The sequence below is a fragment of the Pantoea sp. 18059 genome (assembly GCF_902706165.1).
GTDB lineage: Bacteria > Pseudomonadota > Gammaproteobacteria > Enterobacterales > Enterobacteriaceae > Pantoea > Pantoea agglomerans.
On the sequence record NZ_CACSJS010000001.1, the window covers coordinates 289,905 to 313,626 of the forward strand.

The 23,722-nt window shown below is 57.3% G+C and carries 13 protein-coding genes; 11 read left to right on the forward strand and 2 right to left on the reverse strand.

Annotated elements, in window-relative coordinates; all coding sequences use genetic code 11:
* The first annotated feature begins 1 nt into the window (after position 1).
* Complete coding sequence (locus GVJ63_RS01390; protein ID WP_033757273.1) at positions 2–793, forward strand: metal-dependent hydrolase; 792 nt, start codon at positions 2–4, stop codon at positions 791–793.
* A 289-nt stretch (positions 794–1,082) separates the two neighbouring features.
* Positions 1,083–2,519, forward strand: a complete 1,437-nt coding sequence (ptsG, locus tag GVJ63_RS01395) for a PTS glucose transporter subunit IIBC (RefSeq protein WP_010669858.1) — start codon at positions 1,083–1,085, stop codon at positions 2,517–2,519.
* A 54-nt stretch (positions 2,520–2,573) separates the two neighbouring features.
* Here ptsG and GVJ63_RS01400 read toward each other — a convergent pair whose 3' ends face one another.
* Together GVJ63_RS01400 and GVJ63_RS01405 are read right to left on the reverse strand one after the other, a co-directional pair.
* A complete protein-coding gene (locus GVJ63_RS01400; RefSeq protein ID WP_010669859.1) occupies positions 2,574–3,713 on the reverse strand; it encodes a glycoside hydrolase family 105 protein in 1,140 nt (379 codons plus the stop codon).
* Between the two features lie 3 nt (positions 3,714–3,716).
* Positions 3,717–5,315: an MFS transporter gene (locus GVJ63_RS01405; RefSeq protein ID WP_022625862.1), complete on the reverse strand. Its 1,599-nt coding sequence runs from the start codon at positions 5,313–5,315 to the stop codon at positions 3,717–3,719.
* A 358-nt stretch (positions 5,316–5,673) separates the two neighbouring features.
* Between GVJ63_RS01405 and hinT the strand changes: the two genes are divergently transcribed.
* The 9 genes from hinT to GVJ63_RS01450 all read left to right on the forward strand — a co-directional run bounded on the left by hinT (position 5,674) and on the right by GVJ63_RS01450 (position 23,722).
* Entirely contained in the window at positions 5,674–6,024 is a 351-nt protein-coding gene (gene hinT / locus GVJ63_RS01410; protein ID WP_159226308.1) for a purine nucleoside phosphoramidase, read from the forward strand.
* A 20-nt stretch (positions 6,025–6,044) separates the two neighbouring features.
* Complete coding sequence (locus GVJ63_RS01415) at positions 6,045–6,413, forward strand: YcfL family protein (protein ID WP_010669861.1); 369 nt, start codon at positions 6,045–6,047, stop codon at positions 6,411–6,413.
* Between the two features lie 11 nt (positions 6,414–6,424).
* Positions 6,425–7,018, forward strand: a complete 594-nt coding sequence (lpoB, locus tag GVJ63_RS01420) for a penicillin-binding protein activator LpoB (protein WP_022625861.1) — start codon at positions 6,425–6,427, stop codon at positions 7,016–7,018.
* A 16-nt stretch (positions 7,019–7,034) separates the two neighbouring features.
* On the forward strand, positions 7,035–7,817 hold the full coding sequence (gene thiK, locus GVJ63_RS01425; protein WP_010246303.1) for a thiamine kinase: 783 nt from the start codon (positions 7,035–7,037) through the stop codon (positions 7,815–7,817).
* Between the two features lie 39 nt (positions 7,818–7,856).
* Positions 7,857–8,897: a beta-N-acetylhexosaminidase gene (gene nagZ, locus GVJ63_RS01430; RefSeq protein ID WP_022625859.1), complete on the forward strand. Its 1,041-nt coding sequence runs from the start codon at positions 7,857–7,859 to the stop codon at positions 8,895–8,897.
* Positions 8,898–8,937: 40 nt separating this feature from the next.
* Entirely contained in the window at positions 8,938–9,480 is a 543-nt protein-coding gene (ycfP, locus tag GVJ63_RS01435) for an alpha/beta hydrolase YcfP (protein ID WP_010246299.1), read from the forward strand.
* 212 nt (positions 9,481–9,692) lie between these two features.
* Positions 9,693–10,997 carry an NAD(P)/FAD-dependent oxidoreductase gene (locus GVJ63_RS01440; protein ID WP_010246297.1) on the forward strand — a complete coding sequence of 435 codons (1,305 nt, stop codon included), beginning with the start codon at positions 9,693–9,695 and terminating at the stop codon, positions 10,995–10,997.
* A 590-nt stretch (positions 10,998–11,587) separates the two neighbouring features.
* The gene (locus GVJ63_RS01445) at positions 11,588–13,306 is read left to right on the forward strand and encodes a ShlB/FhaC/HecB family hemolysin secretion/activation protein (RefSeq protein WP_159226309.1); all 1,719 of its coding nucleotides are present in this window, start codon (positions 11,588–11,590) and stop codon (positions 13,304–13,306) included.
* 39 nt (positions 13,307–13,345) lie between these two features.
* Positions 13,346–23,722: a hemagglutinin repeat-containing protein gene (locus tag GVJ63_RS01450; protein WP_159226310.1), complete on the forward strand. Its 10,377-nt coding sequence runs from the start codon at positions 13,346–13,348 to the stop codon at positions 23,720–23,722.

The window sequence follows — 23,722 nt, forward strand, 5'->3', positions numbered from 1 at the left end:
TATGTTTATTGTGGATTCCCATTGCCATCTTGATGGCCTGGACTATGAAAAGAACCATCGTGACCTGGATGATGTAATCGCCAAAGCGGCGGCGCGTGATGTGAAATTTATGCTGGCAATCGCCACTACGCTGCCGGGTTTTCATACCCTTAAAAGTCTGGTCGGCGAACGGAAAAATATAGCGCTCTCCTGCGGTGTGCATCCGCTGAATCAGGAAGAGGCCTATGATGTTGAGGAGTTTCGTCGGCTCTCTGCCGATCCTCAGGTGGTGGCCCTGGGTGAAACCGGGCTGGATTATCACTATCAGCCAGAAACGAAAGATCAGCAGCAGCGCTCGTTCCGGGAGCATATCCGTACCGGTATTGCGCTGAACAAACCGATCATTGTTCACACCCGTGATGCCCGCGAAGATACGCTGGCGATTCTGCGTGAAGAGCAGGTTGAACGTTGCGGCGGCGTGCTGCACTGCTTCACTGAGGATCAGCCCACCGCAGCAAAACTGCTGGATATGGGCTTCTACATCTCTTTTTCCGGCATCGTCACATTCCGCAATGCCGAGCAGTTACGTGAAGCTGCACGCTATGTGCCGCTGGATCGGATGCTGGTGGAAACGGATTCGCCTTATCTGGCCCCGGTGCCTTTCCGTGGTAAAGAGAATCAGCCCGCTTATACGCGCGATGTTGCCGAATATCTGGCTGTCCTGAAAGGGGTGGATTTAGAAACGCTGGCAGCAACCACCACCCAAAACTTCTCCACGCTGTTTCATATCCCGATGAGCCAGCTGGGCGCCTGATCAGCTATTATTTCAGACTCTGTAATTAATCTGTAACCTGCGTATATGACCCTGTTTTTTCAGACAGGGTCAGCTTTTTATCGCCGATTACTGGTGCGGATCAGTAAGAAATTTCGTAAAGTGCGCCCTTGTGATTGTCGAAACGTGATACCCGTCAAAGTAACAAATCGGGAATTATTTTACCCTTCGTAATAAATCAAAAGGCGGTCACCGCCAGCCCGGCAAAGAATCCTCCCTCTTTGCCACGCGCACTGCGCAAATATGCACTCTTACTCAGGAGCTTCACGCTATGTTCAAAAATGCTTTTGCCAACCTTCAAAAGGTCGGTAAATCGCTGATGCTGCCGGTATCGGTTCTGCCGATTGCCGGTATTTTGTTAGGGGTCGGTTCAGCCAATTTCAGCTGGTTACCTGCAGTGGTTTCGCATGTGATGGCAGAAGCGGGTGGATCGGTGTTCGCCAACATGCCGCTGATTTTCGCTATTGGTGTGGCGCTGGGCTTTACCAATAATGACGGCGTTTCGGCACTGGCAGCGGTTGTTGCCTATGGCATCATGGTGAAAACCATGGCGGTAGTTGCCCCGCTGGTGCTGCATCTGCCTGCGGCGGAGATCGAGGCTAAACACCTCGCCGACACCGGGGTACTGGGCGGTATTATCGCCGGCTCTATTGCCGCTTACATGTTTAATCGCTTCTACCGCATCAAGCTGCCAGAATATCTGGGCTTCTTTGCCGGTAAGCGTTTTGTGCCGATTATTTCCGGTCTGGCAGCTATCATTCTCGGCGTACTGCTCTCCTTTATCTGGCCACCGATAGGTTCCGCGATTCAGGAGTTCTCACAGTGGGCTGCCTATCAAAACCCGGTTGTCGCCTTTGGTATTTATGGCGTAATTGAACGCGCGTTGGTGCCATTTGGTCTGCATCACATCTGGAACGTTCCTTTCCAGATGCAGATCGGTGAATACACCAATGCGGCAGGTCAGGTGTTCCACGGTGATATCCCGCGCTATATGGCGGGTGACCCGACCGCAGGTAAACTCTCTGGCGGCTTCCTGTTCAAAATGTACGGTCTGCCAGCGGCAGCGATTGCTATCTGGCATTCAGCGAAGCCTGAAAATCGCGCCAAAGTGGGCGGTATCATGATCTCCGCCGCGCTGACCGCATTCCTGACCGGTATCACCGAACCGATTGAATTCTCATTCATGTTCGTGGCACCAATCCTGTATGTGATCCATGCGCTGCTGGCGGGTCTGGCATTCCCAATCTGTATCCTGCTTGGGATGCGTGATGGCACCAGCTTCTCTCACGGTCTGATCGACTTTATCGTCCTGAGCGGCAACAGCAGTAAAATCTGGCTGTTCCCGATTGTTGGTATCATCTATGGTCTGGTTTACTACACCATATTCCGTGTACTGATCGCGAAGCTGGATCTGAAAACACCTGGCCGTGAAGAGAGCAGCAGCAGCGAGCAATCTACCGCGACCGGTACAGAGATGGCGGGCAAACTGGTGGCGGCGTTTGGTGGTAAAGAGAACATCACCAACCTGGATGCCTGTATCACCCGTTTACGTGTCAGCGTCGCCGATGTGGCGAAAGTGGATCAGACTGAACTGAAAAACCTCGGCGCCCGTGGCGTGGTGGTAGCCGGTTCCGGTGTGCAGGCGATTTTCGGGACTAAATCCGATAACCTGAAAACCGATATGGATGATTACATCCGCAGCATGTAATGATTTACAGCGATGAAAAAGCCCCGCTTAGCGGGGCTTTTTTTTGGCCGGGATTCAGAGGTAAACGCGCAGATACTCTGTCAGGCAGAGCAGGGCCATCGCCTGGCCGTAGGGCATAGAGGTCAGAGGAACCGTGCGGTAGTAATCCAGATCCTTGCCCATTGCGGTTCCAAAGGAGACCTGTTTTAACTCGCCATCGTCATCAATATTGGCAATCACGCCGCGCAACGCTTTTTCTGCCACTTCGCGATATTCCGCGGGCAGATAACGCTTGCGAACCCCTTTCAGAATGCCATAAGCAAACCCGGCGGTGGCGGAGGCTTCCGGGTAGCTGTGCGGATCATCAAGCAGGGTGTGCCACAATCCGCTGCTGTGCTGACACTCCCTGAGCGCTTTAACCTGGGTCTCCAGCACCTGCTGAAGAAAACGGCGGGTAGCGTGATGCTCAGGCCAGTTCATCATCTCCAGGAAGTCGGGAATGACAATCGTCACCCAGCTGTTACCGCGCGCCCAGCGTGCATCAGCAAAGTTATGGCGGCCGTCAAAGTTCCAGCCGTGGAACCATAAGCCGGTTTTGCGATCCATCAGATACTGGGTGTGCAGCAGGAACTGATAACTCGCTTCTTCAATCCACTCATCGCGCTTCAGCAACTGGCCAATTTTAGCCAGCGCCATCACGCTCATCATCAGCGTATCGTCCCAGAGCTGCTGCGGGTTTTCGTTGTTATAGACAATGTGCTGCAGGCCGCCCTGTTCGGTACGCGGCATCTCATACATGACCCATTCTGCCCAGCGCTCCAGCACCGGCACCCAGGCCGGGTTCCCGGTCTCTTCGTAACGGTAGGCCAGCGTCAGAAAAGGACAAACGGTATTCACATTTTTGGTCGGCGTGCCTTCCGCCAGACGCTGCGTAAACCACTCATCAATGATCGCCAGCGTCTGCTGGTCACCGGTCTGCTGATAGTAGTGCAGCATGCCATACAGACCGATGCCGTGTGTCCATTCCCAACCCGCCCAGCCTTTGGTATCAATCACCCGGCCATCGTCAAGCCGTAATAAAAATTCGCCTGTCTCATCGGTGATGTTAACCAGATTCTGTGTCAGCTTTTGAATCAGCTGTACCAGTTCGCTGCGTGGCAACAGATGCTCGGGCTGGCACAATAATTTGCTGTGTTTAACGGGAAATACAGTCATGGTTTATTCCTGTCGTTTTAAGGTCGGGTTTAAAGAAGGGTTTAAAGTGGGATGTGCGGACAATTTTTCCGGCGCTGGCTTATTACGATTAAGGAAGCCAATGTTGTTGTTGCCCCAAAGATTTTCGTAAGGCATGCCAGCCAGCGTTTCTACAATTCCGCGTGCTTCCGGCGTGATGCTTTCCGGCACGATGCGGCCCGCGTCGCGCATCTTCAGCGTCTCCTGGCGCAGCACAGTGTGGGTCTGCAGATTAAGCTTAAAGCGCAGTGACACGATAAAGCCGCAGGCCAGTACGGCCACGGTACCGACGCTGAGAATCGCCAGGATAGTGTGGCTGACGCCGGGTACCTGGGTCGCCTGGCCAGAGACAAAGCCGGAGAGCTGCAGCACGATACCGACCAGCATGACTGCGCCAGCCTGCGACGCTTTACGCGTCAGGGTCATGATGCCGGCAAAAATCCCTTCACGGCGCTGTCCGGTGATCACCTCATCCACATCGGCGATATAGGTATAGGTGTTCCACGGCACATAGTTGATGCCGCCACGTCCCAGGCCTGCCAGGGCGGAGATCACCAACAGCAGTGACATGTTGTCGTTCATTCCGGCATACCACAATCCAGCGTAGGAGAGCGCCGCCAGGCCAAACAATATGGCCACCAGACGGTAGGCGGGCGCAGGTCCCATGCGGATGCAGAGCGGAATCATCGCCATCACGGCAATAAACTGCAGCACCGCCATGGTCCCCATCAGGCTGGAGGCGACCTGAGCGCTCTGCATCAGCACAAATACCACATACCAGGTAAAGACGGCGTTAAACACATCCTGGGCGATATAGCCGCCGAGGTACATGCCAAGGTGCTGGCGGAAGATGCGGATGCGTAAGGTTGAAGCCAGCTCGACATAGAGCCGTTTGAGATTCTGCATCAGCGTCAGCTGCTGCTTTTCCTGTTCTGCACGGCGTGACTCGGCGGAAAAGTCATCGGGGTGACGCTCCCAGGTAAAACACCACACCAGCGTCAGCACCAGCGCGCAGATTACCGAGAACACCAGGCTGGCGTAGAAGAAGGAGAGAGGATTATCTTTGCCCAGCATACCCAGCAAAATACCGGGTAAAAAGGCGGCCAGAATGGCCGACAGCTGTGCCAGGCCGATGCGGGCACCGGAGAAGCGGGTTTTCTGTTTGAAATCGTCGGTCATTTCCGGCACCAGCGTTTCATACGGCACCAGGATCATGGTGTAGACGATATCAAACAGCAGATACGTGCAGAGATACCACCAGAAACTCATGTCGCTGAGCCACATCAGGCTATAACTGAATACAGAGGGTATGCCGAGCAGGATAAAGAATTTGCGGCGGCCAAAGCGTTTGCCCAGCCAGGTCGAACCGAAGTTATCGGTCAGAAAGCCCATCAGCGGACTGACTATCGCATCCAGCACGCGGGCAGCGGCAAAGATCAGCGTGGCCTGAATCGGGGTTAACCCACAAAAGGTGGTGTAAAAATAGAGCAACCAGGCGGCGGTCAGCGCCGTGGTGCCTGCTCCAAGAAAATCTCCGGAACCGTAGGCCAGATAGTGGCCAAGACCAATTTTACGTGAGCGCATGTCTGATGCTCCTTGATGTTTATGGCGGTTTATCCCTGGTGACGCCGGTCATCTCACCCGGACTGGTTAGCAAAGTAGAACTGACGGGTCGGCTAAACCTTCGCAATTTGGCAAGTGCTGGCGCTGAAGTGGCAGTCATACAAAGAAAAGGGTGGCGAAATTCTAATTTATAAAACAGCGTTTCATTTTCTGGTGTGGCAGGGGCGTTGTTAGCATTCTGAACAGCGTGCGGGTCACGGAGAGAGGGGGCTGCTGCAAAGGCAGGCGAACAATGCAAGAAAAGTGGTCCTGAGGTTGAAAGAAAACAAATTTCTCCCGCATACTGATTGATTAAGACTCAGGCTAAAGGAATTGCACCATGGCAGAAGAAACCATTTTTAGTAAAATTATCCGCCGCGAAATCCCCGCTGATGTGGTTTATCAGGATGAGCTGGTCACTGCCTTCCGCGACATTTCGCCCAAAGCGCCGACCCATATTTTAATCGTGCCGAATGTGCTGATCCCAACGGTCAACGATGCGGAAGCGGCGCATGAGCATGCGCTGGGACGTATGTTTACTACCGCGGCGAAAATCGCCCGTCAGGAAGGTATCGATCAAAATGGTTATCGTCTGATTGTGAACTGCAATCAACATGGTGGTCAGGAAGTTTATCACATTCATATGCATCTGCTGGGCGGTGAACCGCTGGGACCGATGCTCTCTAACTGACCTGATAACGGAAGCGTGCTATGCGATCCTGGCTGACTGGCCTGCCGATCCTGCTCTGCCTGACGGCCTGCAGCAGTGATAAACCGATGATCAATACGTCACAGTCGCTGGTGATGGAGTCCTCTGTGTTGTCGGCAGGGATCATTACCGATGAACCGACGCTGGATGAGAACGATGGACTGAAGCGTGCCACCAGCGTGCTCTATAATCAGCGCGAAACACCGGTTGTTGTGCACTATCGTTACTACTGGTATGACGACAAAGGGCTGGAAATCACCCCGCAGGAACCGGCGCAGACCGTTACCGTTCCGGCGCAGGGCAGCATTATCGCCACTTCGCAACTGGGTAACCTGACGGCCAGCAAGGTTCGTCTTTATCTCTATCTTTAAGGATTTTCTACGTGATACGCAGTGTTAATCGTACCGGAGCGCTCCTGATGGCGCTCATTCTGACCGGCTGTGTGGTGAAACAGCAGCAGCCTGCACCGGTTGAACCGACTCAGCCTGTGGAGCCGGTGCAGCCCGTTCCACAACCTGAACCGGTGCCGCAACCGCAGCCAGTGCCGCAGCCACCGAAACTGGTCACTATCAACTGGGATGCCAGCGTTCAGCCGCTGGTGGCGCAGATGTTACAGGCCGCCAGCGCCGAGCCGGGCAGCGTGTTGCTGGTGGATCGGGTTAAAAACAGCACCAACGGTGCGCTGCAAAGCGAGAAAGCGACGGCAGCTATCCAGAATGCGCTGAATAACAACGGCAAATTCACCCTGGTTTCTGCTGACCAACTGGCACAAGCGAAGCAGACGCTGGGATTATCGCCGGATGACAGCCTGAACTCGCGCAGTAAAGCGATTGGCCTGGCGCGTAACGTTAACGCTCAGTATGTGCTCTACAGCAACGCGCGTGGCGATGTCAAAGCGCCGACGCTGCAAATGCAACTGATGCTGGTCCAGACCGGCGAGATCATCTGGTCCGGCAACGGCATTGCACAGAATTAATCCCGCTTTCCAGCGGATGATTCAGCAGGTCACCGGCGAACCAGAAAAGACATCCTTTATCCCGCTTGCCGGTCTGACCGGGCACAGCCAGAAGATTGTCAGCCCGCGCGGAACCTTTATCGCGCGGGCGGCACCGCAACCGGTTATTCCGTTTGTGGATCGGCAGCGCGAATTCCGTCTGTTACGCAAACTGCAAGCCAGCGGAGTGGCACCGCAGCCCGTGGCGGGCCATCGTCAGGGGATTATCCTGACCTGGTGCGCAGGCGAAGCGCTGGATGAACACCGTTTCAGCCAGCAGCGTCCACAGATCGTGGCACTGCTACAGCAGCTGCATCAGCAGCCGCTGACCGGCTATCGTCTGCAGTTGTTGCCGCTGTTATGGCGCTACTGGCAGCTCACTCCACAGCGGCATCACCGCTGGTTGCGGGCGCTGAGACGTCTGACGCAGCAGGGTGAACCTCACCCGCTGCGGCTGGCTCCGCTGCACATGGATCTGCATGCCGGAAATGTCATACAAGGTCCCGAAGGTCTGCGTCTGATCGACTGGGAGTATGCCGCCGATGGCGACGTGGCGCTGGAGCTGGCGGCTGTCTGTGCCAGCGATCCGCAGCACCAGGCCGAGTGGCTGGCTGAGTATGCCGCGGCGATGCAGCTGCCGCTTACCGCGCTGGTGCAGCAGGTCAGACGCTGGCAGCCCTGGCTGCAGTTGCTGATGGCCAGCTGGTATCAGCTCCGTGCCGGTCAGCGTGACGACGACACATTACAACAGCTGGCTCGACAGAGCTGGGAACAGATTTAATCGCGTTACGCAGGTGCGTTTCGCTACAGGATTCATGATATGAGATCAGATTTACCCGGCCCACTGATGCTTGACGTCGAGGGTTATGAACTGGATGGCGAAGAGCGCGACATCCTGCAGCATCCGCTGGTGGGCGGTTTAATTTTATTTGCCCGAAATTATCATGATCCCGCTCAGCTGGCAGAACTGGTGCGGCAGATCCGCGCCGCCTCTCACACCCGGCTGGTAGTGGCGGTGGATCAGGAGGGCGGTCGCGTGCAGCGTTTCCGTGACGGCTTCACCCAACTGCCTGCCATGCAATCTTTTGCTGCGTTGCACGACCTGGATACCGCCGGTGAACTGGCGCAACAGGCGGGATGGCAAATGGCAGCCGAGATGATCGCCATGGATATCGATATCAGCTTTGCGCCGGTACTCGATATTGGTCATATCAGCGCCGCGATTGGCGACCGTTCTTTCCATGCCGATCCGGCCATCGCCCTTGACGTCGCCCGCCGCTTTATTGCGGGGATGCACGAGGCCGGCATGAAGACCACCGGCAAACATTTTCCGGGTCACGGTGCGGTGAGTGCGGATTCGCATAAAGAGACCCCACGCGATCCGCGGGACGAAAAGACGCTGCGTGAGCATGACATGGCAATCTTCAGCAAGCTGATTACCGAACAGGCACTGGACGCCATCATGCCCGCACACGTCATCTACTCCGAAGTTGATCCGCTGCCCGCCAGTGGTTCGCCATACTGGCTTAAAACCGTGCTGCGTGAGCAACTGGGCTTTGACGGTATTATTTTCTCCGACGATCTGTCGATGGAGGGCGCTGCGGTGATGGGCAGCTATCCTGAGCGGGCGCAGCAGTCTCTTTCCGCGGGCTGTGACATGATTCTGGTCTGCAATCAGCGTCAGGGCGCCATCAGTGTACTGGATAACCTGATCCCGGTCGGGTCAGAGCGGGTTACACAGCTGTATCATCAGGGCAGGTTTACCCGCGATGAACTGCGGGGAACGCATCGCTGGAAAAATAATGCTCAGCAACTGAGTGCGCTTCAGGAACGCTGGCTGGCTCATAAGGCGTCGTGGTAAGCAGTGACTGCCCGGCGCTATCACTACCTTGAGGATTATCATGATCATCTATCTGCACGGTTTTGATTCCAACAGTCCGGGCAATCACGAAAAAGTGCTGCAACTGCAATTTATCGATCCTGACGTCAGGTTGATCAGTTACAGCACCCGCCATCCCAAACATGACATGCAGTTTCTGCTAAAAGAGACCGATAAGATGCTGACGCTTTCTGACGACGACCGGCCGCTGATTTGCGGCGTCGGACTGGGCGGCTTCTGGTCAGAGCGCATTGGATTTCTGTGCGGCATCCGGCAGGTGATTTTTAATCCCAACCTCTCGCCGCAGGCGAACATGGAAGGGAAGATCGACCGGCCGGAGGAGTATCAGGATATCGCAACGAAGTGCGTCAGCGATTTTCGCGAGCGTAATCGTGACCGCTGCCTGGCCATTCTCTCCCGTCACGATGAGGCGCTCGACAGCCAGCACATTGCTGACCAGCTGCATCCGTTTTATGAAATTGTCTGGGATGAGACGGAAGGGCACAAATTCAAAAATATATCCCCACATCTTAAGCGGATAAAAGCTTTTAAAACATTAGGTTAAGCAGCAAAGGCACCGCAAGGTGCCTGTTTTTATTACGTAATTATCTGAGTTTTATTTTCCCGCTTTGATGTATATCAATATTCTTATGTTCTCCTCTTCCCGCCATGCTATTCTCCCAGCAGATTGCGATTTTAACTTCGCCAACCCTATGTTTCTTAAGGTTTAATTTAACCTTTGGTTAACTTTTGGTTCACAATTTGAGGGGGTCTTTGTTGACTACGTCTGTTAAGAAAATTGTTATTGTCGGAGGGGGAGCGGGCGGCCTGGAAATGGCCACGCAGCTGGGCCATAAACTGGGCCGAAAAAAGAAGGCCGAGATTATCCTGGTTGATCGTAACCACAGTCATTTGTGGAAGCCGCTACTGCACGAAGTGGCGACCGGCTCAATGGACGAAGGCATTGATGCATTGAGCTATCTGGCTCATGCCCGCAATCACGGTTTTGAGTTCCAGCTGGGTTCGCTTACCGATATCGATCGCACCCGAAAAGTGATCCGCCTGGCCGAAGTGCTGAATGCGCAGGGCGAAGTGCTGGTGCCACAGCGTGAAGTGGCCTACGACCAGCTGGTGATGGCGCTGGGCAGCACCTCGAATGATTTCGGTACGCCGGGCGTCAAAGATCACTGCATCTTCCTGGATAATCCGCATCAGGCGCGTCGTTTCCATAACGAAATGCTCAACCTGTTCCTGAAATTCTCCGCCAGCGAAGGCCGTGTCGAGAAAGTTAACATCGCTATCGTGGGCGGCGGGGCAACAGGCGTTGAGCTGTCAGCTGAATTGCATAACGCGGTGAAACAGCTGCACAGCTACGGCTTCAAAGGCCTGGGACGCGAAGCGCTGAACGTGACGCTGGTGGAAGCGGGTGAACGTATCCTGCCTGCACTGCCACCACGCATCTCTGCTGCGGCACATCAGGAGCTGACCAAGCTGGGCGTTCGCGTGCTGACGCAGACCATGGTCACCAGCGCCGAGCGTAATGGCCTGAATACCAAAGGCGGTGAGTTTATCGAAGCCGATCTGATGGTCTGGGCGGCTGGAATCAAAGCGCCCGACTTCCTGAAAGAGATTGGCGGACTGGAAACCAACCGCATCAATCAGCTGGTGGTCAAAGAGACGCTGCAAACTACGCTGGACGATGACATCTACGCGATTGGCGACTGCGCCTCCTGCGCCTTGCCGGGCGGCGGTTTTGTACCACCGCGCGCCCAGTCAGCGCATCAGATGGCCTCACGCGCCATGGACAACATTCTGGCGCAGCGTGACGGTAAACCGCTAAAAGCCTATGTCTATAAAGATCATGGCTCGCTGGTATCGCTCTCCCGCTTCAGTACGGTCGGCAGCCTGATGGGCAACCTGATGCGCGGCTCAATGATGGTGGAAGGGCGCATCGCGCGCTTCGTCTATATCTCGCTTTACCGTATGCACCAGATTGCGCTACACGGCTACTTCAAAACCGGTCTGATGATGCTGGTCGGCAGTATTAACCGGGTTATTCGTCCCCGGCTGAAGCTGCACTAAGCAACAGCAATAACGCTGGCTAATTAATGTTAAGCCTCCTCCTTTATGAGGGGGCTTTTTTTATGTCCTGGAGAAGCCCCTGAAACAGACGCTGGCGCAGGAGAGTGCGATATCGACTAAAGCAAAATGCATTCATAATTTTGACTAAAGTAAAATTTTATGAGCATGGCAGGGTAGTATGTTGGTGATGCCTGAAATGCGTACCATTAATAACAAGAGAGTAACCGTAAGAATATTTGCTATAGCCAGAAAACTTTTCAGGTAACGAGTTCGGCTACTTCAGTTCCGTCGTTAGCCCGGCTACAAAGCTGGTCTCTGAAGCGCTGAACGAATGGCTAATTCCTTGTTATTCATTGGCTAAAAATATCCGTCTCTGCGCCTTTAGCTAATCCCGGCGATTCGCCGGACTCAGCAGCCCCTGAACTACGGATAATGACTGGTACTTTTTTAAATGGCCTGTCTCACTAACTTTTGTAAGTTTAGTGTAAGTTTTTCTGCAATTTTTCTTGTGGTTTTTGATTCCAGCGGCATAATGTGCGCAGGAAAGCAGCCATATACATTTTGTTACACCTTAACCACATGGATCGGTTATGCAGCCCCAAAAAAATGGAGTTTTAACAACGCTGGCACCTCTGCTTTGCGCTCTGCTGATTACCACCCTGCCAGTTTGCACTGTGCAGGCGGCACCGGGTGATGAGCAATTACAGCATCAGCAGGAGCAACAAAAAGCGCGTCAGCAACGGCTGATGCCAAAGGTGCCTGATGTGCGTCTCTCAGAAACGGTTCCGGCACCTTCCCACCTGAAGTTCCCGCAGGAAACACCCTGTTTTGTTATTCAGCAGGTCAGTCTGTCCGGGCAGGAGGCGCTGCCGCACTGGGTGCCTCTGCAGCGTCTGGCCAGTCAGGCCAATGGTCGTTGTCTCGGCGTAAAAGGCATCAGCCAGTTAATGAGCACGCTGCAAAACCGGCTGATCAATCATGGCTGGGTCACTACGCGCGTGCTGGCTCCGCAGCAGGATCTGCGCCAGGGCGTGCTGCAACTTCTGATAGTGCCTGGCAAAATCCGCAGTGTGGAACTGTCACCCTCATCATCCCGCTATGTCAGCCTGTGGCCGACATTACCCGCCCATGCAGGCAATCTGCTGGATTTACGGGATATTGAACAGGGGCTGGAAAACCTGCAGCGTCTGCCGACAGTAGAGGCGCATATGGCGCTCCGTCCTGGCCTCAATCCGGGTGAAAGTGACATCGTGATTGAACGCACGCAGCGCCGTTTCTGGCGACTCGGCGCATGGCTGGATGATTCCGGCACCGAAAGTACCGGGCGCTATCAGAGCGGGATGATGCTGGCGCTGGATAACCCGACCTCCCTCAGCGATCTCTTCTACCTGACCGCCAGTCGCGACCTGGGATTTGCTGGCAGAAAAAGCAGCAAAAGCCTGTCGGGACATTACTCGGTGCCTGTGGGCTACTGGCTGTTTGGCCTTACCGCCAGCGACTACGACTACCATCAGACAGTCGCCGGTTACAGCCGTGATTTTCTTTACGCCGGAAAGAGCCGCTCGCTGGATGTGCAGGCCAGCCGGGTGATCTACCGCAATGCCGCCGCCAAAACCACCGTCAGCGCCGATGTGCTGGTTAAAGAGTCGCGCAACTTCATCAACGACACCGAAATCAGCAGCCAGCAGCGCCGTACCAGCGCATGGCGACTCGGCCTGTCACACCGGCACTATATCGGTCCGGCGACGCTGGACGCCGGTGTCAGCTATCAGCGTGGTACACGCTGGTTCGGTGCGCTGCCCGCCTGGGAGGAGTCATATCAGGACTCTACCTATGCCACCGCGCTCTCTAAAATCCTGACCTGGCAGGCGGGACTCACCACGCCATTCGCGCTGGGGAATCAGCGTTTAAGTTACAACATCCAATATCGTCGCCAGATGAGCAACACCCCGCTGACACCGCAGGATGAGTTCGCGATTGGCAACCGCTGGACCGTGCGCGGTTTTGATGGTGAGCGCACCCTCAGCGCCAGCCGGGGCTGGACCGTTCAGAACACGCTGGCCTGGCAGACGCCGCTGCCCACTCAGGAGCTTTACCTGGGTGCCGACTATGGCGAGGTGGGCGGCAACAGCGCCTCCCAGGGTGGACCTCTGGGACGACATCTTGCGGGCGGCGTCATCGGATTGCGCGGCGCGATCACGCCCGCCAGCCTGAGCTACGACTTTTTTGCCGGGATTCCTCTGTCGAAACCGGACGGCTTCAAAACCGATCCTGTCACCTATGGTTTCAGCGTGAACTGGAACTACTAAACCTTTTATCGATATTGCTGACAATGGACTGTGCGCATTATGAATAAACTCTGCTATCGCCTTATTTTCAACCGGGTTCGCGGCATGCTAATGGTGGTGTCTGACATCACCCGTAGCGGCTATTCACGTGTTGCCCGAAGCCCGAAGCGCACCTCATATGCAGAGGCGAGGGTGCGGATCTCACCGCTCAGCTTTGCACTCTGGCTGGCAGCGGGCGTGGTCAGTCTGCCGGTGCAGGCCAACATTGTGGCAGACAGCAGCGCGCCGGGCAGCCAGCAGCCTACCGTCATGGCCACCGCAAATGGTCTGCCGCAAATCAACATTCAGACGCCCAATAGCCAGGGTGTTTCCCGCAACCAGTACAGCCAGCTCGACGTTGACGCGCGCGGCGCAATCCTGAACAACAGCCATCAGAACACGGCTACTCAACTGGGTGGCATGGTGGCAGCTAACCCCTGGCTGTCAAAGCAGGAAGCGACGGTCATTCTCAACGAAGTCAACAGCCGTAATCCCAGCCAGCTTAACGGGTTTATCGAAGTAGCCGGTAAGCGGGCTGCGGTAGTCATTGCTAACCCGTCAGGCATTACCTGTAACGGCTGCGGATTTATTAACGCCAGCCGCAATACGCTGACCACCGGACAGGCGCTGATTGAAAACGGCCAGCTCAAAGGCTTCGATGTTAATGGCGGCCGAATCAATATCGAAGGTCAGGGACTGAATGACAGTGATGCTGACTACACCCAGATCATTGCGCAGTCGGTAGCGGTTAACGCAAAAGTTCATGCCCGCGAACTCAATGTGGTCACAGGCAGGAACCAGGTTGCGACCGAAGGTAACGTCACTACGGTGAAAGCGGATAATGGGACGACACGGCCTGAGTTTGCGCTCGACGTCGCGGCAATTGGCGGCATGTATGCCCATAAAATCACCCTGACCGGCACTGAAAAGGGCGTTGGCGTGCGTAATGCCGGTGAACTGGGTGCCAGCGCCGGTGAGCTGCACCTGACCGTGGATGGCAGACTGGAGAACAGCGGCACGCTGCAAAGTCAGGCCTCGCTGCAGATAGCCAGCACTGGCGACCAGGAGAATCGCGGCAACATCGTGTCACAGCAGGATGTCACGCTGGCCTCCAGCGGCAAGCTGCGCAACAGCGGGCTGGTGAGCGCAGGCCGTAACGCGACGCTCTCCGCCAGCACCATTGAGAGCACCGCTGAAAGTACGCTGGCGGCAGGCGTTGGCGGCAATGAGACGCTGAGCCAGCCCGGTAATTTGCTGCTGACGAGCCAGGGTGAGCTTAAGGCGCGGGGTAAAAACCTGGCGCACGACCAGATTCAGGCGCGGGGCAGCCGGGTCGATCTCGCCGGGAGCCAGACCTCAGCAGATGCCATCGCGCTGACCTCTACGCAGGCGGATATCAGCACCCAGGGCGCCACGGTGGCGGGCCGTACACTCGGGATTCAGGCTGCGACGGCGCTTAACAATGATGATGGCAAACTGGCGGCGGGCAGCCTCGCTGTCGCGGCACAAAACGTCAGTAACAATCGCGGCCTGCTGCGGCAGCAAAACCGCGAAGCCCTGACGATCTCCACGGGGTCGTTGCTTAACAATCAGGGCACGCTGAGCAATGAAGGCGATACCCGGCTGCAGGCAGAGCATATTGAAAACCGCAGCGGGCTCATCGCAGGTAACGGTGACTCACTGCAGCTGGATACGCCATGGCTGGATAATCAGGGCGGCACCGTGCAACTGGCGGGCAATAATGGCGCGCTGAACCTTAATGCGACCCGGCTGGAGGGCAATCAGGGCAATCTGCTGTCAGCGGGTTCGTTAACGCTCAGCGGCGACAGGCTCGATCTCTCACAGGCACACACCCAGGCAGAGGCGCTGACGCTGAAGGCGGGCACGCTGGATCACCGTCAGGGTCTGCTGTCGCAGCGTGGCGCTGGCGAGATGGCGATCGCGGTTTCGGGTGACACAGACAACCGTGGTGGACGGATTGAGAGCGGCGGTAATCTGAATCTTGCCTCAGGTAGCCTGGATAACAGCGGTGGCACGCTGCTGGCTGCGGGCAGCGGCGATCTGCAACTGCAGGTTCAGGAGTCCCTGACGAACGCGCAGGGTGTGCTGCAGGCCAGTCACAATCTGCAACTCACCAGCGCAAGCCTGGATAATCAGCAGGGCCTGATTGCTTCAACTGGCGGTGACGCTACGCTGATGACCCGCGAGGCTATTGATAACACCCAGGGTCGCATCGAAGCGGGTCAGCAGGTCACTTTGCGCAGTCAGGCGCTGGATAATCAGCGTGGAACCCTGCTCGGCCGCGGCGTGACCATCGACACGCAGCAGGGTGAACTGAACAATACTGGCGGTAACCTGGTCGCCCGTACCGATCTCAGCATTTCCAGCGGGACAACGGACAATCACAGCGGTCTGATCCAGTCAGGCGGCGATCTGACACTTGATACCCACGGACAGGCGCTGATTAACCGTGACAGCGGTAAAGCAGGAATAATCAGCGGTGGCGCACTTGCCCTTAACAGTGGCGACCTGGATAACCAGTACGGCGTTATCGCCGCTGCCTCGGCGGCCAGCATCAGCAGCGGCCTGCTGACCAACATTGACGGCACACTGATGTCTGATGGGGCGCTGACGCTGAAGACCGGCGCGCTCGACAATCAGCGAGGCTTATTACAATCGGGTCAGGCGCTCTCACTGGATACTCACGGCGCGCAGCTGAACAACAGCGCCAGCGGCGATCGCGGCGGCATTGTGGCACGCGGCGATCTGCAACTCTCAACCGGAAAGTTAGCCGGTGATCACGGCGTCATTCAGGGACAAAACCTGGTAATCGATACGCAGGGCCAGGCCGCTGATTTCAGGTCTGCTCTGCTCAGCGCCAGCGGCGAACTATTGCTGAGCAGTGGCGCGCTGGATAACAGCGGCGGGCGACTGCAGTCCGGCGGTGATATGCAGCTTAATACGCACGGAGAGGCGCTGAATAATGCGGCATCAGGCGGCGTTATTGCGGGAGCTAATCTGCATATCAGCAGTGGTGCTCTTGATAACAGCACGGGCTCGCTGGTCTCGGCGGGCGCTATGCGGCTCACCAGCGGTGGACTGAACAACGTCGATGGGATTATTAATGCCGATCATGGATTAACGCTGGAAGGCAGCAGCGTGGATAACCAGCGCGGCCTGCTTCAGTCGGGTGAGGCGCTGTCCGTCAACACCCAGGGCGGCGAACTGAATAACCGCGACAGCGGCGAACGCGGTGGCATTGTTGCAGGCGGCGATCTGCTGCTCTCCAGCGGCCAGATTAATGGCCGTAGCGGGGTGATGCTGGGACAGAATATTCGCATCGATACTCATCAGCAGACCTTCGACCATCAGCAGGGTCAACTGGGCGCTAAAGGCACCCTGCAACTGGATAGCGGACTCCTCAACAACCGGGCAGGCAGGATTGAGTCGGGTGGCGATCTGCATCTGGACACCCACGGCAAGAGCCTGATCAACCGTGACAGCGGAGCCGCAGGCGGCCTGTTCAGTGCGGGCATGCTGAAGCTCTACAGCGGCGCATTGGATAATCTGCGCGGCTTCATCACCGGTCATAGCGGCGCGCAGGTTGTGACGGGCGAGATCAACAACCAGTCCGGCACGCTGACGGGCGGCAAAGGGCGGCTCGATCTTACCAGCGGGGAGCTGCAAAACCAGGGTGGCCTGTTACAGGCTGGCAGCGACATGACGCTGAACACCCAGGGGCACGCCCTGATCAATCGCGACAGTGGTGACCAGCGCGGTATCGTTGCCCTCAACAGTCTGGATCTGCGCAGCGGGGCAATTGATAACCAGGCGGGTTTCATTGCTGCAGGACAGCAGGCATCACTCAGCGCCAGTGAACTGAACAATAGCCAGGGGCAGGTCGCAGGCAATGGCGGGCTGACTTTCAACGGTCAGGCGCTGAACAACAGTGACGGTAAACTGCAGTCGGCGGGGGATATCACCCTCACCACGGCAGGTCAGACATTGACTAACCAGCGCGGACTTATTGCCGGTGCCGGTAACCTCAATATTGAAAGTGGTGCGCTGGATAACCAGCAGGGACAGATCCAGGGTGGCACCGATCTGACGCTCAATGCGGGACAAAATGCGCTGCTTAATCAGGCGGGCAAACTCCTTTCGGCAGGTACGCTATCGCTGACGGCGGGTCAGTTGGTCAGCAATGACGGCCTGGTGCAAAGCGTCGGCACCGGTACCCTGTCACTGAGCCAGCAGCTGGATAACCGTAGCGGGATGATTCAGGGCGGCCAGCAGATGACGATCACCACGCCATCGCTGATCAACCGTGATACACGACAGAGCGGTAAAGGCATTGAAGCGGGCAGTTTAACCATCGAAACCGGCACGCTGGACAACAGTCAGGGTGCTCTGCGCGCAAAACAGAGGCTGGCGCTTACCGTGCAACAGGCACTGGATAACGTCAGCGGGCTGATCTCGTCAGCGGATACGCTGACTATTCAGGACTCAGCCCAGGGGCAGGCGCTCGCCATCAACAATCAGCAGGGCACGCTGATTGCTGATAAAGAGGCGCAGATCAACGCAGCTTCCCTGAGTGGCGACGGACAGGTGTTGTCGCAGGGGAATCTTGGCATCACGCTGGCAGGTGATTTCCATAACCTCTCAGAGGTCAAAGCTAACGGCACGCTGCGCCTGACGGCGGGCGGAAACGTGACCAACGATGGCACCCTCGCTGCTCAGCAGGCGCTATTCCTTACCGCGCAAAATATCAGTAATCAGGCAAATGGCGAGATCAGCGGCGGGCAGACCGAAATTACTGCAGCCGACACCCTGAACAATCGCGGTCTGATTGACGGCGGACTGACACACCTGGTTGCGGGCGTCCTGAATAACAGCGGCACCGGCCGTATCTATGGCGATCACATTGCCATTGCGGCTACGCTGCTCAACAACCTCAGTGAAGCGGGCAAAGCAGCGGTGATTGCGGCGCGGCAGCGACTGGATATTGCGGCTGGCACGCTGAACAACCGCGACCATGCGCTGATCTACAGTGATGGCGATCTGCACATTGGCGGCCAGCTGGATGCGAATAATCAGGCCACCGGACAGGGGCAGCAGCTCAACAATGACGGGGCAACAATTGAGGCCGGGCAGGATGCCACGATCAGCATGGCGGAAATCAACAATACCAACCGCCACCTGACCACGCAGGTCGTTACGACCGAAGATAGCCAGCATCACGACGCGGTGCTAAAAGGCCACACCGATCGTTTTGACTGGGCCGACGTGGATACCAGCAAAAAAAACAAATATGGCGTGCACACGGCAAAAATGCCGGATGGCACCAGCGGCAGCGAGTTTTATGAGTATGACTACCGGCGGATAGTGAAAGAAACCCAGATTCTGGAGAGCGATCCGGGCAAGATTCTGTCGGGCGGTAACATGACCTTTAGCGCCGGTCGTCTTAACAACCACGACAGCCAGATTGTCGCGGGTGCTGTGCTCGGCGGTCAGATAGGCGAGCTGAATAATCAGGCGACAAAAGGAACGCGCGTTACCACGGACGACGGGAAATCGGTTCGCTGGTACGCGAAGAAGAAGAAAAAGAAACTGGGTGGAACCAAAACGTCGCAGGGCAAAGATAAGAAAAACTACCGCCCGGCGCCCGTGACGGAAACCATCGATCTGCAGACACTGAGCTGGCAGGCGAATGCCGCGCCGCAGGGAAATGGCTATCAGACCGGCAACCGCCAGCAGCAGGGCGTCACAGCGCAGGCTGACCGCATCGGCACACCTGCTCTCCAGCAGGCGGTTGCGGCGGTTGCGCTGAGTGCCACGGATAGCGGCAGTGCGTTACTGCCAGCCGGATTACGCTATGACAGTGCGCTGACGCTGGACAAGCTCGGCAGCCTCAAAGACCGGCCACTGCTGTTACCTGCGGGGCAACAATTCTCGCTGACACTGCCAGCAACGGTCGTCGATGGACAGACGATTACGCCGGTGATCCGCGCCGTCTCACCTGATATCCGGCTGCCGGATAACAGCCTGTACCAGCTGCAACCTGGCAGTGACAGCCATTACCTGGTCGAGACCGATCCGCGCTTTGTTAATCAGAAGCAGTGGCTCAGCAGCGACTATATGCAGAACGCGCTGACCACCGACAGCAGCCGGATCCTGAAGCGGCTGGGCGATGGTTATTACGAGCAGCGTCTGGTGCGCGATCAGATTATTCAGCTGACCGGCAACCGCTATATCAGCGGGTATGGCAGTGATGAAGATCAGTATCGCGGACTGATGAATAATGGGGTAGCCTTCGGCAAAGCCTACGACCTGGAACTCGGTGTGGCGCTGACCCCGGCGCAGATGGCGCTGCTCACCAGCGATATCGTCTGGCTGGTGAATCAGACCGTGACGCTGCCGGATGGCACACAGCAGACCGTGCTGGTACCGCAGGTTTATGCGAAGGTGAAAGAGGGTGACTTAACCGGCGACGGCGCGTTGATCGGGGGCGGTAGCGTGGCGCTGAATGCCCGCAACGACATCACTAATAGCGGGACCATTAAGGGCCGCGACGTGACGCAGCTGACGGCGCAGTCGCTGACCAACAGCGGCTACATCAGCGGCAACACGATCAATCTCACCGCCCGTCAGGATATCACTAACCTGGGCGGCGTCATCAGCGGTGATAAGCAGGTGTCGCTGCTGGCCGGACGGGATATTACCAGCCAGTCAACGCTGCGCGGCGACGGTACCGACCGCTGGATAGATCGTCCGGCCGGTATCTACGTGCAGGGCACCGACGGTGCGCTGACGCTGAGCGCGCTGAACAACATCACCCTGGCCGCCAGCGATATCGGCAACGCCGGAGAGAAGAGCACCACGAAGATTCAGGCGGGCAATGACCTGACGCTCGGCACCCTCAGCACGCAGCACACTGAAAATGACAGCTGGAACAGCAGCAACTACCGTCGCCTGTCACAGCAGAGCGATGCCGGGTCACGCATCACCGCCGGCGGCGCGCTGCAGCTGAGTGCCGGACAGGATATCCGCGCTACGGCAGCGGACGTCACGGCGGGCGGGGCACTGACCGCCAGCGCCGGACGCGACATCGTGCTCAGCGCGGGCAACAGCCGTACCGATCTCACCGAACACAGCAGGCAGTCGAGTAAAGGGCTGCTGTCGGGCAGCAGTCTGGAAACCCACGACGAACTGCACAGCAGCGAGGCGCTCAGTACCACGCTGAGCGGCGACAGCGTCCGGCTTCAGGCGGGCCGCGACATTGCCGTGACCGGCAGCAACGTCGCCGGTACGCAGGATGTTGCGCTGACCGCCGGCCGCGATCTCAGCATCACGACCGCCACAGAAACGCGTGATGAAGTGCATCAGCGCGAGGAGAAAAAATCTGGCCTGATGGGCACTGGCGGCATCGGTTTTACCGTGGGTCAGGCGATGCAGAAGAGCAGCACCGACGCCAGCGGCGCACTCAGCCGCGGCAGCACGGTGGGGAGCAGCGACGGCAGCGTCACCCTCAGTGCCGGTAACCAGCTTAACGTGCACGGCAGCGACGTAATCGCCGGTAAAGATCTCTCCCTGAGCGGCAGCGACGTGACCCTCAGTGCGGCCGAAAACAGCCACACCGCACTGACGAAAACCGAGCAGAAGCAGAGCGGGCTGACGCTGGCGCTGTCCGGCACCGTGGGTGCGGCGCTGAACACGGCAGTGCAGACCGCCCGCACCGCCGATGAGAGCGGCGATGACCGGCTGAAGGCGTTGCAGGGCACCAAAGCGGCGCTGACGGCGGCCCAGGCCGCGCAGGCTTACCAGATGGACGGCGCGCAGACCGACGCGGCGAACGCCACAAACACCGCCGCAGGCCTGAAGCCGGGCGACAAAGGTTATGAAGAAGGCTCCACCAACTCGATCGGCATCAGTCTTTCTTACGGCAGCCAGTCGTCGAAAAGCGAGACCCGCACCGAAAGCCGTGAAGCGCAGGGCAGTACGCTGGGCGCGGGCGGAAACCTGGCCATCACCGCCACCGGCGCACAGCCGGGCAGCGCGGGCAACATCCTCGTGCAGGGCAGCCAGCTTCAGGCGGGCGGCGACCTCGGGCTGACGGCGAAAAACGACATCAGCCTGGTTTCAGCGCAGAACAGCGAGCGCACCGACAGCACTAACAGCAGCAAGGGCGGCAGCCTGGGTATCGGCCTGACCGCCGGGTCGGGCGGCTACGGTATCAGCGTTTCAGCCAGCGTCAACGCGGGCAAAGGCCGCGAGAACGGCAACGGGCTGACCCATACCGAGACTACGCTCACGGCGGGCAACGGGCTGAGCCTGAACGCCGGGCGCGACACCACGCTGACCGGCGCACAGGTGCGCGGGGACAGCGTGAAGGTCGATACCGGCCGCAACCTGACGCTGACCTCAGAGCAGGACAGCGACCGCTACGATAGTAAGCAGCAGAACGCCAGCGCGGGCGGCAGCTTCACCTTCGGCTCGATGACCGGCTCCGCGAGCGTCAACCTCAGCCAGGATAAGATGCACAGCAACTGGCAGAGCGTGGCCGAGCAGACCGGCATCTTTGCCGGGAAGGGCGGCTTTGACGTGACGGCGGGTGAGCACACCCAACTGAACGGCGCGGTCATCAGTTCCACCGCCACCGCCACCGCCGATAAGAACCGTCTCGACACCGGCACGCTGGGCTTCAGCAACATAGAGAACCACGCGGACTATAAAACCGAGCATCAGAGCGTGGGCATGAGCACCGGCGGCAGCATCGGCAGCCAGTTCGAAGGCAACATGGCGAACGGCCTGCTGGCGGGGCTGAACGGCAGCGGCAGCGCCTCGTCGGTGACGAAGGCGGCGGTGAGCGACGGCACCCTCATTATCCGGGATAAGGCGAAGCAGACGCAGGACGTGGCGGACCTGAGCCGCGACGCGGCGGGTGCGAATCCGGGGCTGGATAAAATCTTCGATAAGGATAAAGAGCAGCGGCGGATGGAGACGGCGCAGCTGCTGGCGGAAATCGGCAGCCAGGCGGGCGACATTGCGCGGACGCAGGGCGAGATTGCGGCGACCAGAGCTGCCACGGAGAAGATGAAGAACATCTCGCCGGACCAGAAGAAGGATGCCGAAGCGCAGTGGCGCAAAGCGAATCCGGGTCAGGAGCCGACCGCGGCCGACATCACCGGACAGGTCTATCAGACGCTGTACAACCGGGAGATGCTGGCCGGCGGAATGGGAACCGGCGGCCCGGTGCAGCAGGGCATCAGCGCGGCGACGGCGGCGATACAGGGGCTGGCGGGCGGCAACATTGCCCAGGCGGTGAGCGGGGCGGCCGCACCTTATCTGGCGGAGCAGATACATACGCTGACGACCACGAAAGGCCCGGACGGCAAAGAGGTGGTGAACGTTCAGGCGAACCTGATTGCACACGCGGTAGTGGGCGCGGTGACGTCATACGCGTCGGGTAATCCTGCACTTGCGGGTGCTTCTGGCGCGGCGATGGGCGAGTACATCGCGCAGCAGATGTATCCGGGGGTTAAGCGCGAAGACCTCAGTGAGGAGCAGCGGCAGACCATCAGCGCGCTGGGGACGCTGGCGGCGGGCCTTGCGGGCGGCGTGGCCGGAGACAGCACGGGCGTTGCGGTGGCGGGCGCGCAGGCGGGTAAAAATGCATTGGAAAATAATAATCTTCTCTTGCCAAGGCCTGTGCTGGTACCCGTTCCGGGATTACCATTGAGTCCGGGTGACAAGGTAGTTCAGGATGCGAATAACAAAATTGCATCGGAGCTGGATAAGACTCTGAAAGGGTCAGGAACTGAGGCGGATACGCCGCCGATCACTGATGGTCGTGCAATCGTTGAAGCGCGTGATGAGGCTGCAAAATCCCGCGATCCGAATGTGGCGCATAATCAGCAGTATCAGGATGGCAGTAGTAACAAAACGGAAACTGTGCCGGTGAATGATGATCTGACCGGCGGAAAACTGGTTAATCCTTTTCATGATGAAAATAAAGGAACGTCACTGGTTACGCCGGATCGGTCTGGTGAGCAGGCACCAGGCAATACCGGGAATACTGATGGTATGCCGGATACAGGAGGCAATACAACGGTTACGCCGACTCCTGAGTATAATAAAGATGATTTAGCTTATTCGTCAGAAAAACAATTAGGCCGTGGTTCAACTGGTAGAACGGAACCTAATTCTTTGCAAGAAAAACTGGCTATTGAACAAGCACAGTCGAATCCAGAATCTGGACGTCAACTACCAATACCAATGACAGATAAACGATGGCCTAGAGAAGATGGTTGGGTCAAAATGGCTCAAAATATTAATGGTGTTGAAGTTCACTATGTTCGTAATACCAAAACTGGCCAAGTAGACGATTTTAAATTTAAGTAG

What these genes read in the sequence shown, in the direction of transcription:
- GVJ63_RS01390 (WP_033757273.1), top strand. Translation starts at nt 2, where the DNA reads ATGTTTATTGTGGATTCCCATTGCCATCTTGATGGCCTGGACTATGAA.
- ptsG (WP_010669858.1), top strand. Translation starts at nt 1,083, where the DNA reads ATGTTCAAAAATGCTTTTGCCAACCTTCAAAAGGTCGGTAAATCGCTG.
- GVJ63_RS01400 (WP_010669859.1), bottom strand. Translation starts at nt 3,713, where the DNA reads ATGACTGTATTTCCCGTTAAACACAGCAAATTATTGTGCCAGCCCGAG.
- GVJ63_RS01405 (WP_022625862.1), bottom strand. Translation starts at nt 5,315, where the DNA reads ATGCGCTCACGTAAAATTGGTCTTGGCCACTATCTGGCCTACGGTTCC.
- hinT (WP_159226308.1), top strand. Translation starts at nt 5,674, where the DNA reads ATGGCAGAAGAAACCATTTTTAGTAAAATTATCCGCCGCGAAATCCCC.
- GVJ63_RS01415 (WP_010669861.1), top strand. Translation starts at nt 6,045, where the DNA reads ATGCGATCCTGGCTGACTGGCCTGCCGATCCTGCTCTGCCTGACGGCC.
- thiK (WP_010246303.1), top strand. Translation starts at nt 7,035, where the DNA reads ATGATTCAGCAGGTCACCGGCGAACCAGAAAAGACATCCTTTATCCCG.
- nagZ (WP_022625859.1), top strand. Translation starts at nt 7,857, where the DNA reads ATGAGATCAGATTTACCCGGCCCACTGATGCTTGACGTCGAGGGTTAT.
- ycfP (WP_010246299.1), top strand. Translation starts at nt 8,938, where the DNA reads ATGATCATCTATCTGCACGGTTTTGATTCCAACAGTCCGGGCAATCAC.
- GVJ63_RS01445 (WP_159226309.1), top strand. Translation starts at nt 11,588, where the DNA reads ATGCAGCCCCAAAAAAATGGAGTTTTAACAACGCTGGCACCTCTGCTT.
- GVJ63_RS01450 (WP_159226310.1), top strand. Translation starts at nt 13,346, where the DNA reads ATGAATAAACTCTGCTATCGCCTTATTTTCAACCGGGTTCGCGGCATG.